We start from the raw sequence: 13375 nt of genomic DNA, 5'->3' as shown, positions 1-13375 counted from the left end.
TCGGGAGCCCTAGCCGCCCGCAAAAATCTGAGGCACACTGTGATTCAAGCGCAACGATACTGATCGTTGCGCGGGTATCTGTGAGACTGGGTCCATTCGGCCTCGACCCATTTCGAGGCCATTCGCGAGCGCGGTTGTCACATGTCGAATTTCACACACGATACCCCTGCCAACGGCGGCTGGATGGCTCGGGAGGCGCCCTTGTACGGACCTGCCGCGGCCGTCGTGCTCGCGCCCCTGTTCAAGATCTTCAGCGAGCACGCTGTCGACATCTCCGAACGACTGTTCGACAATCTGACGCGCTTGCCGATGTCGCCCCGTTTTTTCCAGATGCTGTCGGCCGACGAGCTCGAGCATGTCCGGCAGCGGCAACTCCAATATTTGCTGCAGCTCGCCTCGCCGACACTCTCGGCGCACGAGCATGGCGTGATGGCCCGCCGGATTGGCCGCATTCACGCGGCGATTGGCCTGGATCGCAGCGATCTGGCCAGATCGCCCGGCGCGCTATGGACATCGATCCGCAATTTCATCGCCCCCGACACGCATCACGCCGCGCTGGAGGTGCTCGAACGCCGCTTCATCCGGGATCTCGCATTGCAGCTGGAGGTGTATCAGAACCTGCAGACTTCACGCGAGACGATGCTGCTCAGTCTCACGGAGATGGCGTGGAAAGCGCAGACCTACGCCGACCTGATTACCCAGGTCGTCGAAACATTGAGTGATTACGACGAAATCGCCGGTTGCTCGGTCGGTCGCCCGGACGACGTGGGTGTGTTCCGCTACGAGGCCATCGGCGGCACGGCCATGGGGCGATACCTGAAGGAACTCGAAAAGTCCGCCGACGGCGCGATCATGGCCAACAGCGATACGCCCAAAGGCAACGGCCCGACCGGGCGCGCATGGCGCAGCGGGAATATCGAGCGCTCGCTCAATATCTCGACCGACCCTCATATGGCGCCCTGGAGAGAGGCTGCGCAACGAGTCGGCTTTCGCTCGAGCGTGGCGATTCCGCTGCATCAGCCGGATCATCCGACGCGCGCCATCCTGACCCTTTACAGCGCCTCGCCGGGCGCCTTCACCGCCAGCGACCGGATCGCATTCACGAGCCTGCTGCAGTCCCTGCTCGGGTTCGCCATCACGCGCCTCGAAGCATTGGAGGGCAAGACGCAGACCATATCTCACGGGTTGCGCCAACACTTTGCCGGCCTGCTTCGCGGCAATGCACTGGTGATGCACTACCAGCCGCTGATGGATCTGCACTCGGGGCGAATCGTGAAGGTCGAGGCGCTCGCGCGACTGCTCGACGGGGATCAATTGATCAGGCCGGACGCGTTTTTGCCGGCGTTCTCGGCGGAGGATCTGTTCGAGTTGTATCGCCTTGGCCTGGAACAGGCCCTGGCGGATCGCCGACGCTGGGCCGAGGCCGGCCACGACCTTGGCATCTCGCTCAATTTGCCGGCCACCGCGCTCGGCGACGGACGCTATTACCTGGCCACGCGCGACGCCCTGCACCGTCACGGCTGCACCGGCGAGAAGTTGACGCTGGAAGTGCTGGAGTACGACGCTTTTCCGTTGGGTGTCGATCCGCTCATCGTGTTGTCGCACTTCAAGGCGCTGGGCGTCGTGCTCGCCGAGGACGACCTCGGCTCCGGCCACAGCAGCCTCAATCGCCTGCGGGAAATTCCTTTCGACGACGTCAAGATCGACCGTCACACCGCGCGCGTGGGGCATCACAATCCGGAGCGCGTGCTGCTTTTCATCTACCAGTTGATTCAGCTCGGCCACACCCTGCTCAAGCAGGTGACCGTCGAGGGTATCGAAGATGCCGAAATGCTCGAGGCGGTCGCCGTGCTGGGCGCCGATCTGGCGCAGGGCTATGTGATCAGCCCGCCGATGCCTGCCAAGCAGCTCGCTCATTGGCTGAACCAGATGCGCCACGCCCCCGACCGGTCTCACCCGGTAACGGCTTATGGCGTGCTGGCGATGGACATTTTGAAGCGTGAGCGGCAACGCCTGCTCGCCCACGAAAACCAGCGCGTCGCGCCGGATTGAGGCCGGCGCGACCGGCATGATTTCCTGCACGGCTCAAGCGAACCCGATGACCGCGGATAAACGCCCGGGATGCTTTACAGCGTTTGCAATACCGCCTCGGCCGCGCTCACCTCGAATTTGCCGGGCGCTTCGACGAACAGCGCCTTGACCACGCCATCGTCGACCACCATCGCATAGCGCTGCGAGCGCACGCCCATGCCACGCGCCGACAGGTCCTGCTCCAGCCCCAGCGCGCGCGTGAACGCCGCGCTGCCGTCGCCCATCATGCGCACCTTGCCCTCGGTGTGCTGGTCGCGCGCCCAGGCGCCCATCACGAACGCGTCGTTGACCGACACGCACCAGATTTCATCGACGCCCTTGGCCCGCAGCGCGTCGTAATGCTCGACATAGCCGGGCACGTGCTTGGCCGAGCAGGTCGGCGTGAAAGCGCCGGGCAGGCCGAAGATCACCAGCTTCTTGCCGCGCGCCAGTGCCGGCACGTCCAGCGCGTTCGGCCCGATCGCGCAACCGCCCTGCTCGCTTTCGAAATATTCGTACAGCGTGCCCTGCGGCAGCTTGTCGCCTGTTTGAATCATGATTTTTCCTTGTATTCGAGAATGCGGCCGCGCTCGGCGGCGGGCATTTGCCGCCCGCGAACGGAAGCCTGAGTCATTGAACCGTCGCAGCGCCATGCCATGGGGATGCAGCCGTGCGCTACGGCCATACAGCCGGATTCATTCTAGGCAGTCCCCGGGGCTTTGCCAACCCGGACGAACCGCGGCCGGTTCGTCGGGATAACCACTTGTGACAAGCTGGTCGACATGTATGATATGTCTTCATACATTTGAGGCCGGCGGCACGACGAACCGCGTTGCCGCCGTGAAAGCCTGTCGCCACCGATCGATCGAGCATGAAACGTCAGAACCGTCCCAGGACACCGAGCGCCGCGCCCGCTGCCGCGCCGCTGCAGCGCGATAGCGCCACCTCGCTGTATCGGCAGATCGCCGACCAGCTCGAGCACGATATTCTCGCGGGGCATTTCGCCGTGCATGGCAAATTGCCCTCGGAACATGAATTGACCGTGCGCTTCGGCGTGAGCCGGGTCACCGTGCGCCAGGCGATGGATGCGCTGCTGGCGGCCGGACTGGTCGTCAAGAAGCAAGGCAAGGGGACTTTCGTCGCCGGCCAGAAGCTGCAGCACGATCTGCATTCGATGCAGGGCTTCTACGACTCGCTGATCGCGCAGGGCGTGGAGCCGGAGACGCGGTTGATCGAGTTCGCCGCGGTCGCGCGCCCCGAGCACGTCGACGCCAGCCTGGCGGGCGCCGATGACCAGTGCTTCTTCCTGCGGCGTATCTACCAGGTGGGCGGCGAGCCGATCGCGATGGTGTGCGCCTACCTGCCGGCCGAGGCGGCCCGGGTGTCGTGGCAGCAGGCCAGCGAGAACCCCATCTACGGCATTCTCGAGCGCCTGCTGCAGATGCGGATCACGCGCGCGGACGTGAGAATCCGCGCGCAGCCCGCCGGCACGCGAATCGGCCGCGAGCTCGGGCTGGGTCCGCGCGCCGCGCTGCTGGTCATGGAACGCGAGTCCTTCGGCGGCGACGGCAAGGTCGCCGAACACTCGTCGTTCTACATCCGTCCGGAAAACTACGAATTCCTGCTCAGTGCCCAAGGCCCGCTGCCGATCAGTTCATCGATCCGGGGCGCCACCCGCTCGCGCGTCGAGCAGCTCGCCTGAACGCCCGAATCGCTGCGTTCGGGTCGCGGCGCGCGCGACGCCCGTCCTTTTACGCATGCACCCTTTTGCCGGCCGGCCCGGCGATGAGATCCGACAGGCGCATTTCCGTGTCGATCAGCCAGACGAAGCCAGCCCCGACCAGCATCAGGCCGCTGGCCACCAGGAACGGCAAGGTCCAGCTGCCGCTCCATTGCACCAGCGCGCCGAACGCCACCGGCGAAATGATGCCGCCGACATTGGCCCATGTGTTCATCCAGCCCGCGGAGGTCGACGCATATGAGCCGCCCATGTCCATGGCGATCGCCCAGAACACCGAAATCGTCGCATCCAGGAAAAAGAACGAGCAGGAAAACAGCATGATGGTGACGAACTGGCTTTGCGCGTATATCGCGGGCAACAGCAGCAGGACCGAGCAGACCATCCCGGCGCTGGGAATCAGGCGCCGCCAGAGACGTTTGTTACCGGTACGCGCGCACAGGCGATCGCACAGCGCCCCGCCCAGCACGCTGCCGAGCATGCCGCCGATGAACGGCAGAAATCCGTAGATGCCCACTTTGAGCATGGTGAAATGGTGATCCTTGATCAGGAACGTCGGCAGCCAGGTCAGGTAAATCGTGAGAGTGTAGAAGTAGCAGAAATCAGCCAGGCAAAGCGCCCACATGCTTTTGCTCTTGAGCACCACCGCCCACACCTGCTTGCCATGTCCCAACTGGTTCCGGTGCGCGTGGCCGGTCGCCGGCGAACGGTACACCGCAAGCCATACCAGACCGATCAGCACCGTTGCACTGCCAAACACCCAGAACGGCCCCGGAATGCCGAATGCGACGATGCTGGCGACCCCGACAGGCACCGTGAGCGCCGCGCCCAGGCGCGTTGCCGCGTGCATGATCCCCTGCGACAGCGCGCGCCGCCCGGGCGGCACCCAGGGCGAGACGCCGCCGGTGGCCGCCGGCATCGAGGCCGCCTCGCCCGCGCCGGCCGCCGCGCGCATCCACGCCAGTTGCCCGAGGTTCAGCGCCGTGACGCCGCTGAGCAGCGTGAACGCGCCATACCAGAGCACCATCAGCCCGACCGAGCGTCGCGGCCCGACAATGTCGGACAGATAAGCGAGCAGCGGCTGAAGAATCGTGTACGTGATGGCGAACGCGGAGAAAATCCAGCCCATCGTGATCTTGCTGATATGCAGATTCGCGATCAGATGCGGCGCCACCACCGACATCAGCGCCTTGTCGGTGTAGTTGCTCATGTAGACCATCGAGCCCATCGCGATGACGATCCACGGATAGATGCGCGCCCGCTGACTGACGGCGGCGGGCGTCTGGAGCATGCCTTTCTTTGCCTCGGATGTTGCGTCCATTGTCTCCTCCAAGAAACATTTCGATCATCCGGCCCAGACGCGTCCGGTCGATGCGTGTCTGCGCGGGAACGGCACGCAGCCCGCCCGGCGAGGCGCCGCGAGCGTTGTGCATGTTGTCGATGCTCGTCGGTAAAGCCGGCCGGCGCGACGGCCGGAACTCCTGTGCGGCACGGCTCATGCAAGAGCGTGCCGTTCTTCTCTCATTGCTGTCTCGCAAGAAACGCTCGTCTCCTGCCGCGCGCGTGATGTCGCGCGCGCCAGGAGAGTCCAATTCACCCCCGCTCGACGAAACGCACCTTGCTCGTATTGCCCGGGGCGCCATGCCGCCCGGTCTCGCCCTCGCCCGTCGATGCCGAAGCACGCCCCTGCTGGTCCAGCACGCGCAGCGTGGCGGCGGCCGGGTCGACCTCGATCCACGCCCCATGCGGCACGCACGAGGTAATGTCCTCGTCGAAGCCGGCCAGCATGGGAATCCCGGCCAGCGCGGCGCCCTGCACCAGAATCGTGTTGACGCTGTTGAAAACGATGGCCAGCGGCGCCATGTCGCGTGACTGCATCTCGTGGAGCATCCAGGCGCTCGCGACCCCCCCCTTGGCGGTATCGAGCACGAGAATGCGGCCGACATACGACTGTCCGACCAGTTTGTGGGCCGGCCGCGAGAATACGCCGGTCAGGCGATTCAGGTCGTAGCGGGCCGACAGGCCATCGTTGGCGACGAGCGCATGCCCCTCGACCTTGCGCCCCATCGCATGGCGTGCGCTGAGCACCAGTTCATTCATTGCAGTTCTCCGGTTTCGGCGGCATCGACGCATGCCGTCATCGACGCGAGCATCGGCACATAACCATAGCCGCCCAGGATGTTGACCAGCTTCGCGCTGTTGCTTGCCAGCCGCTTCCAGCCTTTGGCCTCGGCCATCTCGCGTGCATATGATTGGTAGAAGCACATGCCCGCGAGAACCGTGCCTCCGGCCGCCTCGATGCGTTCGGTGAAGCCGAAGCGATCCGCGTCGGGCTTGACCTGCGGGCTGGTCACCGCCAGCAGCGGCACCTTGAAGCGCCGCCCGTCGCACAGTTCGGCCAGCGCACGAAGCTCATAGAGGCTCAGTTGCGGCGCCGAGAACACCACGACGTCGACGGCTTTTTCCAGCGCATAGCTGCGCGTGAGCGCCTCGATATCGGCGCGGCCGATGCACTGCCGCACCGGCAGGCGCTGCCCGCCCACCTCGCCCAGCGTGGGGGCCTCGGGCGTCACGCCGACGATATGGAACAGCGCGGTCGAGCCAAAGCTCGCCATTGCCGCGCCAAAGTGCTTGAGTTGATCCGAAGACGGTGCGACGTCGCCCATCTCGATGACCGGCACCTGCCAGTAGTTGCCGGCCAGACGGCCGATCACGCCGCCCAGCGCGCCCCATTCGTCGAGCCCGCGGGGCACGAAGTCGACCTGCACGCGCAGCGTGGCGCGCCGGTATTCGTCCAGATGAAATCCATAGCGCGGCGTGCGGCCGGTCAGGCCGGCCGCCAGTGCCGACGGTCCGCCCTCGAAATTCGAGCGCGCGCCGTTGATCGAGTTCGAGTAGATCACTACCCCGGTGTCGCCGAAAGCCACGTGCTCGCCGCGCGTGGCCGCCAGCACGGTCTGATAGTTGATGCAGGTGTCGGTCATGGTGACGCCGAGCTTGACGAAGGCGTCGATCGCCCGCCGCTCCAGCTCGAGCATCCACGCGCTTTGCCCGAGCGCATCGGCCTTGCTGAAATCGGTACCGCGCGGGTCGGTGATGGTCGGCACGCGCACCTGGTGCCGCCCGTCCTTGGCGTCGCACAGGCGTTCGAGCCACATCACGCCGGCCTGCCCCAGGCTCTCGGTATCGGCCATGATGTGCGCCTGTGTCACCGGCACGAAATCGCGGGCGTCGAAAAACTCGCCCACCGCTATCTGATGCTTGATGGCGATTTGGGCAACCTCGCCCATTTCGCCGGCCAGCATCGCTGTTTCTTCGTCATTGAGTCGCATTTTCTCGATCCCAGGTGATGTTCCGGCGCATCACGCCCGGCGGGCCCATGCACCGCCTGCGCGGACACCGTAGCGGCCCGCCGCGGCCTCGACGCCAGTTAATATGTATTAAGTTGTATTAATACATTGATGGACAGATAGTATGAAGACGGGATAGCGATGTCAATAGCTTCGATGTCCCGATTTCCGCCAATGCGTCGTCCCATCGCCGGCGCCGGCACTCCAGCGGCATGGCTTCCGTGGCATCAGGAAACCGTTGATCTTTGTCCCCGTTCGCGGCACGATGCCCGCATGACGCGATGCGCAGGGCCCCCGTAGGCGCCTGAAGAGAATCCGGACACAACGACAATGCGTTTTAAATTTTTCAAGGGCCTGCTGCCGCTCGAATGGCCGGGCGCGCTGCGTGACGCGCTGGCCGGCGTGACGCTGGCGTCGATGAATATTCCCCAGGTGCTCGGCTATGCGCGCATCGCCGGCATGCCGGTGGTGACCGGGCTCTATACGGTGCTGCTGCCGCTCATCGGCTTCGCCGTGTTCGGCTCGTCGCGCCATCTGGTGGTGGCGGCCGACTCGGCCACCGCGACGATCTTCGCCAGCGGGCTGACCGACATGGCGCCGGCCGGCAGCGCGAAATACGTCGCGCTGGTCGGCATGGTCGCATTGCTCACGGCCGGCTTCCTGCTCGTTGCGCGCATCTTCAAACTGGGGTTCCTGGCCGATTTTCTGTCCCGCACGGTGCTGGTGGGTTTTCTCGCCGGGGTCGGCGTGCAGGTCGGCATTGCGATGCTGGGCAATATGCTTGGCATCAGCGTGACTTCCGCCCACACGACGGACCAGTTGATGCGCCTGGCACAGGCCTGGCAGCAGACCCGCCCGCAGACCCTGGCGCTGTCGGTGCTGGTAGTGGCGTTGATTCTGGCGTGCAAGCGCTACGCGCCCCGGCTGCCCATGCCGCTGCTGACCGTGGTCGGCGGCATCGCCGCAAGCTATGTGTTTCATTTTTCCCGCCACGGCATCGCCGTGATCGGTCCGGTGCCGACCGGCTGGCCGCATTTTGGCGTGCCCATGGTCAGCTGGCGCGAGCTGATCTCGCTGGTGCCCATCGCCGGATCGTGTTTCGTCGTCATCATTGCCCAGAGCGCGGCAGCCGCGCGGGTATTTGCCGACCGCTACCACGAACGGCTCGATAAGGACGCCGACATTCTTGGCCTGAGCGTGGCCAATTTCGGCGCGGCGCTCTCCGGCGCATTCGTGGTCAACGGCAGCCCGACGCAGACCGCGATGGCCGATCGCGCCGGCGCGCGCAGCCAGCTCGCGCAACTGGTGTTCGCCGGGGTCGTGGTGCTGGTGCTGCTGTTTCTGACCGCGCCGCTCCAGTATTTGCCGCACTGCGTGCTGGCCGGCATCGTGTTTACCATCGCGCTCGGCCTGATCGATCTCAAAAGCCTGCGCGACATTCGCCGCGAGAGCCCCGGCGAATACGCATTGGCGCTGGCGACGGCCGCCGCGGTGGTGCTGGTCGGCGTCGAGGAAGGTATTCTGCTGGCCATTGCGCTGTCGCTGCTGCGACACGTGCGGCACAGCTACCGCCCCCATACGACCCTGCTCGCGCCGGACGCGCAAGGCAGGTGGCTGCCGGTGCCTGCCACGCCCGGCTCGCAGACGGCGCCCGGGCTGATCGTCTACCGGTTCGGTGCGGACCTGTTCTTCGCCAACGACAATCGCTTCGCCGATGAAGTGCGCCAGCTCATCCAGCGCGCGCCCTCGCCCGTGCAGTGGTTCGTGGTCGACGCCGGCGCCATTACCGACCTGGATTATTCGGCGGCCCGCTCGGTGCGCGCGCTGTGCGAAGACCTGACCGAACGGGGCGTCACGCTGGTATTCGGGCGCGTCAACGATTATTTGCTGGCCGACATGCGGCGGCACGGCATTGCCGAGGTGATCGGCGACGATCATATTTTCCCGACCCTGCACGAGGCGCTGTCGTTTGCCGGCGTTCACTCCGCTCGCGCCACGGTGTAGTGCCGCTGTCGGCCGAGCGCCTGCCCCCACTGCGCTGCCCGGCGCGGGGCTGGCCGCACGCCGCTCAGAACAGGACGTCGTCGTCCGGGTGCGGCGCCGCCGCGCCATGATGCTGGTGGGGGTCCGCCTGGCCTTGGACCTCCTGACGCTTGCGCCGAATGTGATAGGCGGTAAGCGATTGATGCGCGACCATGTCCAGTGCCGGCCGGGCCTGGCCCTGCTTGTCGGTCCAGACCTTGGGCGTGAGACTGCCCGAGAGCGCCACCGAATCGCCGTCGTCCAGCGCCAGCAGCGCCGCCCTGACATCGTCGGCAAAGGCGATCACGTTGACGAACAGCGTCTCGTCGCCGGCGGCGACCCGCACCTTGGCCGTCACGAATGCACGCCCACCCTGGCCGGTGCGCTCCTGCGCGGCACCGTATAGCCGCCCGCCAATCAACCCGTCGATCATGTCCCGCTCCCCAAGCTCAATGGCTCAGTGTAACCGCAAGCGGGCTCGCCGCGGCTCGGGCGATACGGATCGCCGCCGGCGCGCCGGCAGGCCGGGGCGTAAGATACTGAAACAATTATTCGACCGACAAGCATCGCGCCATTGTTGACGCGCGTGCGTCCGACCCTCTACCCTAGCGCCTGTCAAAGCGATGAGAATTGCCGTGAAAATTCCCCACGTAGTCGCCGGCCTTGGCCTGCTGGCCGTGCTGCCGATCGCGGCGGCACAACAGTCCTCGGTAGTCAAATCCATGCCGTCTTCGGCCGCCGATCAGGCGATCCAGCAAAACTGGAACGCCATCACCCATCCGCCCCCGCCGGCACCCGAGCCGGCGAGCAAGGCGCGAGCCGAACGGCGCGCGCACGAGCGGCGTGGCACTCGCCTCATGCAAACGACGAACTGAACGGCACCCGCCGCTCAGAGCGTGATCGTGCCCTGACCCAGTTCGATCACGCGGCCGCCGACGCGAATGCGCCGATCGGCGCCGACGTCGAGCTGCAGCCGGCACGGCCGCTCGATCTGGTCACCCTGGCTGATACGCAAACTCGCCGGCAACGCATGTCCGGTCGAGACCAGCCAGCCGCCCAGGTTGGCGCACGCCGACCCCGTGCCCGGATCCTCGCTGACGCCTCCGCCTTGCGTGGTGAAGAAATAGCGCGCCACCACCTGCCGCGTGCCGCTGTTCGGGCTGTTGCCCGGCGCATCGTCGAAAGCAAAGACGTAGCCGGTTTTGCGCCCCAGGCTGCTCAGCGGCCAGCGCTCGAGCAGGGGGCTGACCGGCGCCGCGCGCCGTACCGCGTGCGGATGCTTGAGCGGTATCAATAACTGATCTGCGCCGGTATCGACCCACATCGGGGCGGCGAGCAGATCGTCGGCCTGCAGCCCCACCAGCGCCGCCACCTCGGCCGGCGGCAACGACACCTCGCGCACCTTGGGCGCTCCCTCGCTGGGCGCGGTGAGCGTCCAGACGTCGCCGTGCGCCTGGACCGGCACCACGCCGGCCTTGAAGGAAAGCGTCAGCGCATCGCCGCTCTGGCGCAGCGCGCGTATCACGTGGGCGGTGCCCAGCGTCGGATGCCCGGCAAACCGCATCTCGTAACCCGGCGTGAAAATGCGCACGTTCGCGTCGGCCTGCTCGGCAGGCAAGATGAACGTGGTCTCCGATAAATTGAATTGACGCGCCAGCGCAAGCATCTGCGCATCGCTGAGCCCCCGGCCGTCTTCGAAGACACAGAGAGGATTGCCGCCGAAAGTGGATTCGGCGAATACGTTGACGATACGGAAGCGATAGTCGGGCATAAGGGATCCTCGGGTGGGGCATCGACGCCCATGAATTGGTGCGATTCGCTTAGCCTAGCGGCTTGCCAGGGCGCTTGCCATGGACAATTCGACGCGGATCGACCAAGCCAGTGAAGGCGCCGGCGACGGTCCCGGCAAACGCGGCGCGTCTGCCCTATACTGGCTCCTCCCCGAACTTGCCGCTGCGCCGAAGCGCCTCGTCCATGCTGCCGATCGCCATGACCCTGGCCATGCTCGCCGCGCCGCCCGCCGACCTGCTGGGCGCCGCACAGGCCCGCTTTGCCGCACTCGGCAGTTACGAGGCGACGATCCGCTCGTCGGGCGACAAGCGGGGCGCGGAAGTGATTCACTATTTCTATCGCCGGCCCGATCACGTGCGCATGGAATTCGATCAACCGCACCATGGCGCGGTCATCGTCTACGACCCCGCCTCGCGCCGCGCGGTGGTGTGGCCATTCGGCCAGGGACATTTCCCGCGCGTGGTGCTGCGCCCCGGCAATCCGCTGATTCGGGGCGCGCGCGGCCAGCGGGTCGACCAGTCGAGCGTCGGCGCGCTGCTGGCCAGCGCCCAGGCGCTGCAGGCCGAGGGCAACGCCTCGCCGGCCGGCGAGGCCATGGTCGGCGCGCAGCGCACATGGCATGTGGTGGTCACCGGCGCCGGCAACGCCAAGGTGGCCGGCGGCATTCATCGCTACGATCTGTGGCTCGCCACCGACTCCCTGTTTCCGGTCAAGGTGCAGAGTCGCGATGTCGCGGGTCAACTGCTGGAGTCGGTGCGCTTTGACGACGTGCGCCTGAATGTGCCGCTCGCGGCGAAGTTGTTCGACCCGCGGGCCAAACCGGCCGGGGCGCCCGCCGCCGTTGCGGTGCCGTCGACGCAACGCGCGCGCAACTGACGCGCGAATCCAGGCCGCGCGGAGCCTGTGCGAGAGCGTGCTCTGCAAAGTTTGGCCGAAGCGCTTAACATGCCACCTTCCGTCGTTTGGCTCACTGATTTCTCCTGACATGTCTTCTCGTTCCGGCAGTTCCCTGACACGCGGCAGCGTCTTGCTCATGGCAATCGCGTGCGGCTTGACCGTCGCCAACCTGTATTACAACCAGCCGATGCTCGACGACATCCGCAAGGACTTCGGCCTGAGCGCATCGCAGGTCGGCCTGATACCGATGCTCACGCAGCTCGGCTACGCCTTCGGCCTGCTCACGCTCACGCCGCTGGGCGACCGCGTCGATCGGCGCCAGCTGATTCTCGGCATGCTGGCCGTGCTCACCCTGTCGCTGATCGGCGCGGCGCTCTCGCCCGGCCTGGGCGCGCTCGGGGCAGCAAGCTTCCTGGCCGGCGTCACCTCGACCGTGGCGCAGCAGATCGTGCCGCTGGCGGCCCAACTGGCCGAGCCGGCCAGGCGCGGCAAAACCGTCGGGCAGGTCATGAGCGGCCTGTTGATCGGCATTCTGGCGGCGCGCACCTTGAGCGGCGTGGTGGCTACCGCCTTCGGCTGGCGCGATATGTTCTGGATCGCCGCCGCCATGATGGTGGCGCTCGCGCTCGTCCTCGCGCGCCGCTTGCCGCATGCGCCTGCCACCACCGATATGTCGTACCGGCAACTGATGGTCTCGCTGCTGCATCTCGCGCGCCGGCATCCGGCGCTGCGCGAGGCGTCGCTGGTCGGCGGGCTGCTGTTCGCTTCGTTCAGCGTGTTCTGGTCGACCCTGACGCTATGGCTGGCCAGCCCCGCCTTCGGGCTGGGCGCCGACGTGGCCGGCATGTTCGGCCTGGTCGGCGTGGTCGGGGCGCTGGCCGCGCCGATTTCCGGCCGGCTGGCCGATCATGGCGGCCCGCGCCGCGTGCTGGGCGTGGGCATTGCCATCGTGGTCGCGTCGTTCATCGCCTTCGGCTGGCTCGGCGCGAGCCTGTGGGGCCTGGCCGCCGGCGTGATTCTGCTCGACCTGGGCGTGCAAGGTTGCCAGATCGCCAACCAGACCCGCATCTACGCGCTCGATCATGCCGCCGCGAGCCGCCTGAATACCGTCTACATGACCAGCTACTTCGTGCTGGGAGCGTTGGGCTCGGCGCTGGGCTCGCTCGCCTGGTCGCATTTCGGCTGGCCGGGCGTATCGGCCGCCGGCCTGCTGCTCGGGCTCGCCGCCGGCATGTGCCACTGGGCCGGACGGCGTCACGTCGTGACCGCCACCAGTTGAGCCCCGCGAAGCGCCCGACGTGCCGGCATTGGCCAGGGCCGCTCGCAAAACCTTGGCCATCTCCATTTGCCCGATCCCCGGCGAACGGCCCGTTATCAGGCGCTGCGGCCGAAATGCCGTGGGAACTTCTCACGATTTCGCAACAGAATGATACAAATCATTACAGGAGCGGGCGACTCGATCGGGTATCTTGAAATCGCCAACTGTCAGCGGCAGCGCGACGCGCGA

The 13375-nt window shown here is 66.2% G+C and carries 12 protein-coding genes; 6 read left to right on the top strand and 6 right to left on the bottom strand.

Features of this window, described 5'->3' with window-relative positions:
- The first annotated feature begins 141 nt into the window (after window positions 1-141).
- The gene (locus tag EPN80_RS04275; RefSeq protein WP_293024129.1) at window positions 142-2052 is read left to right on the top strand and encodes an EAL domain-containing protein; all 1911 of its coding nucleotides are present in this window, start codon (window positions 142-144) and stop codon (window positions 2050-2052) included.
- A 74-nt stretch (window positions 2053-2126) separates the two neighbouring features.
- Here EPN80_RS04275 and EPN80_RS04270 read toward each other — a convergent pair whose 3' ends face one another.
- Window positions 2127-2627 carry a peroxiredoxin gene (locus EPN80_RS04270; protein ID WP_293024126.1) on the bottom strand — a complete coding sequence of 167 codons (501 nt, stop codon included), beginning with the start codon at window positions 2625-2627 and terminating at the stop codon, window positions 2127-2129.
- Between the two features lie 314 nt (window positions 2628-2941).
- Here EPN80_RS04270 and EPN80_RS04265 point away from each other — a divergent pair, with 314 nt between their 5' ends.
- Window positions 2942-3772 (top strand): GntR family transcriptional regulator, encoded by an 831-nt coding sequence (locus EPN80_RS04265; RefSeq protein ID WP_293024123.1) that lies wholly within the window; start codon window positions 2942-2944, stop codon window positions 3770-3772.
- Window positions 3773-3821: 49 nt separating this feature from the next.
- Here EPN80_RS04265 and EPN80_RS04260 read toward each other — a convergent pair whose 3' ends face one another.
- The 3 genes from EPN80_RS04260 to EPN80_RS04250 all read right to left on the bottom strand — a co-directional run bounded on the left by EPN80_RS04260 (window position 3822) and on the right by EPN80_RS04250 (window position 7140).
- The gene (locus EPN80_RS04260; RefSeq protein WP_293024120.1) at window positions 3822-5129 is read right to left on the bottom strand and encodes an MFS transporter; all 1308 of its coding nucleotides are present in this window, start codon (window positions 5127-5129) and stop codon (window positions 3822-3824) included.
- Window positions 5130-5401: 272 nt separating this feature from the next.
- The gene (locus EPN80_RS04255) at window positions 5402-5908 is read right to left on the bottom strand and encodes a DUF126 domain-containing protein (protein ID WP_293024119.1); all 507 of its coding nucleotides are present in this window, start codon (window positions 5906-5908) and stop codon (window positions 5402-5404) included.
- On the bottom strand, window positions 5905-7140 hold the full coding sequence (locus tag EPN80_RS04250; protein ID WP_293024117.1) for an aconitase X catalytic domain-containing protein: 1236 nt from the start codon (window positions 7138-7140) through the stop codon (window positions 5905-5907). The genes EPN80_RS04255 and EPN80_RS04250 overlap by 4 nt, the downstream gene beginning before the upstream one ends.
- Before the next feature lie 348 nt (window positions 7141-7488).
- Between EPN80_RS04250 and EPN80_RS04245 the strand changes: the two genes are divergently transcribed.
- The gene (locus EPN80_RS04245) at window positions 7489-9162 is read left to right on the top strand and encodes a SulP family inorganic anion transporter (protein WP_293024114.1); all 1674 of its coding nucleotides are present in this window, start codon (window positions 7489-7491) and stop codon (window positions 9160-9162) included.
- A gap of 64 nt (window positions 9163-9226) precedes the next feature.
- Here EPN80_RS04245 and EPN80_RS04240 read toward each other — a convergent pair whose 3' ends face one another.
- Window positions 9227-9613 carry a single-stranded DNA-binding protein gene (locus EPN80_RS04240; RefSeq protein ID WP_293024111.1) on the bottom strand — a complete coding sequence of 129 codons (387 nt, stop codon included), beginning with the start codon at window positions 9611-9613 and terminating at the stop codon, window positions 9227-9229.
- 202 nt (window positions 9614-9815) lie between these two features.
- Here EPN80_RS04240 and EPN80_RS04235 point away from each other — a divergent pair, with 202 nt between their 5' ends.
- Entirely contained in the window at window positions 9816-10055 is a 240-nt protein-coding gene (locus EPN80_RS04235) for a hypothetical protein (protein WP_293024108.1), read from the top strand.
- Window positions 10056-10069: 14 nt separating this feature from the next.
- Here the strand turns inward: EPN80_RS04235 and EPN80_RS04230 are convergent, their stop codons facing one another.
- The gene (locus EPN80_RS04230; RefSeq protein ID WP_293024105.1) at window positions 10070-10951 is read right to left on the bottom strand and encodes a PhzF family phenazine biosynthesis protein; all 882 of its coding nucleotides are present in this window, start codon (window positions 10949-10951) and stop codon (window positions 10070-10072) included.
- A gap of 203 nt (window positions 10952-11154) precedes the next feature.
- Here EPN80_RS04230 and EPN80_RS04225 point away from each other — a divergent pair, with 203 nt between their 5' ends.
- Both EPN80_RS04225 and EPN80_RS04220 read left to right on the top strand, forming a co-directional pair.
- A complete protein-coding gene (locus EPN80_RS04225) occupies window positions 11155-11847 on the top strand; it encodes a DUF1571 domain-containing protein (protein WP_293024102.1) in 693 nt (230 codons plus the stop codon).
- 109 nt (window positions 11848-11956) lie between these two features.
- The gene (locus tag EPN80_RS04220) at window positions 11957-13147 is read left to right on the top strand and encodes an MFS transporter (RefSeq protein WP_293024099.1); all 1191 of its coding nucleotides are present in this window, start codon (window positions 11957-11959) and stop codon (window positions 13145-13147) included.
- Window positions 13148-13375 lie beyond the last annotated feature (228 nt).

This window comes from Pandoraea sp., assembly GCF_004297875.1.
In the GTDB taxonomy this organism is placed as follows: Bacteria; Pseudomonadota; Gammaproteobacteria; order Burkholderiales; family Burkholderiaceae; genus Pandoraea.
The sequence above is the reverse complement of the archived record's forward strand: the minus strand, read 5'-3'. Positions and strand labels throughout refer to the sequence as shown.

What these genes read in the sequence shown, in the direction of transcription:
- EPN80_RS04250 (WP_293024117.1), bottom strand. Translation starts at nt 7,140, where the DNA reads ATGCGACTCAATGACGAAGAAACAGCGATGCTGGCCGGCGAAATGGGC.
- EPN80_RS04230 (WP_293024105.1), bottom strand. Translation starts at nt 10,951, where the DNA reads ATGCCCGACTATCGCTTCCGTATCGTCAACGTATTCGCCGAATCCACT.
- EPN80_RS04275 (WP_293024129.1), top strand. Translation starts at nt 142, where the DNA reads ATGTCGAATTTCACACACGATACCCCTGCCAACGGCGGCTGGATGGCT.
- EPN80_RS04255 (WP_293024119.1), bottom strand. Translation starts at nt 5,908, where the DNA reads ATGAATGAACTGGTGCTCAGCGCACGCCATGCGATGGGGCGCAAGGTC.
- EPN80_RS04220 (WP_293024099.1), top strand. Translation starts at nt 11,957, where the DNA reads ATGTCTTCTCGTTCCGGCAGTTCCCTGACACGCGGCAGCGTCTTGCTC.
- EPN80_RS04260 (WP_293024120.1), bottom strand. Translation starts at nt 5,129, where the DNA reads ATGGACGCAACATCCGAGGCAAAGAAAGGCATGCTCCAGACGCCCGCC.
- EPN80_RS04270 (WP_293024126.1), bottom strand. Translation starts at nt 2,627, where the DNA reads ATGATTCAAACAGGCGACAAGCTGCCGCAGGGCACGCTGTACGAATAT.
- EPN80_RS04265 (WP_293024123.1), top strand. Translation starts at nt 2,942, where the DNA reads ATGAAACGTCAGAACCGTCCCAGGACACCGAGCGCCGCGCCCGCTGCC.
- EPN80_RS04245 (WP_293024114.1), top strand. Translation starts at nt 7,489, where the DNA reads ATGCGTTTTAAATTTTTCAAGGGCCTGCTGCCGCTCGAATGGCCGGGC.
- EPN80_RS04225 (WP_293024102.1), top strand. Translation starts at nt 11,155, where the DNA reads ATGCTGCCGATCGCCATGACCCTGGCCATGCTCGCCGCGCCGCCCGCC.
- EPN80_RS04240 (WP_293024111.1), bottom strand. Translation starts at nt 9,613, where the DNA reads ATGATCGACGGGTTGATTGGCGGGCGGCTATACGGTGCCGCGCAGGAG.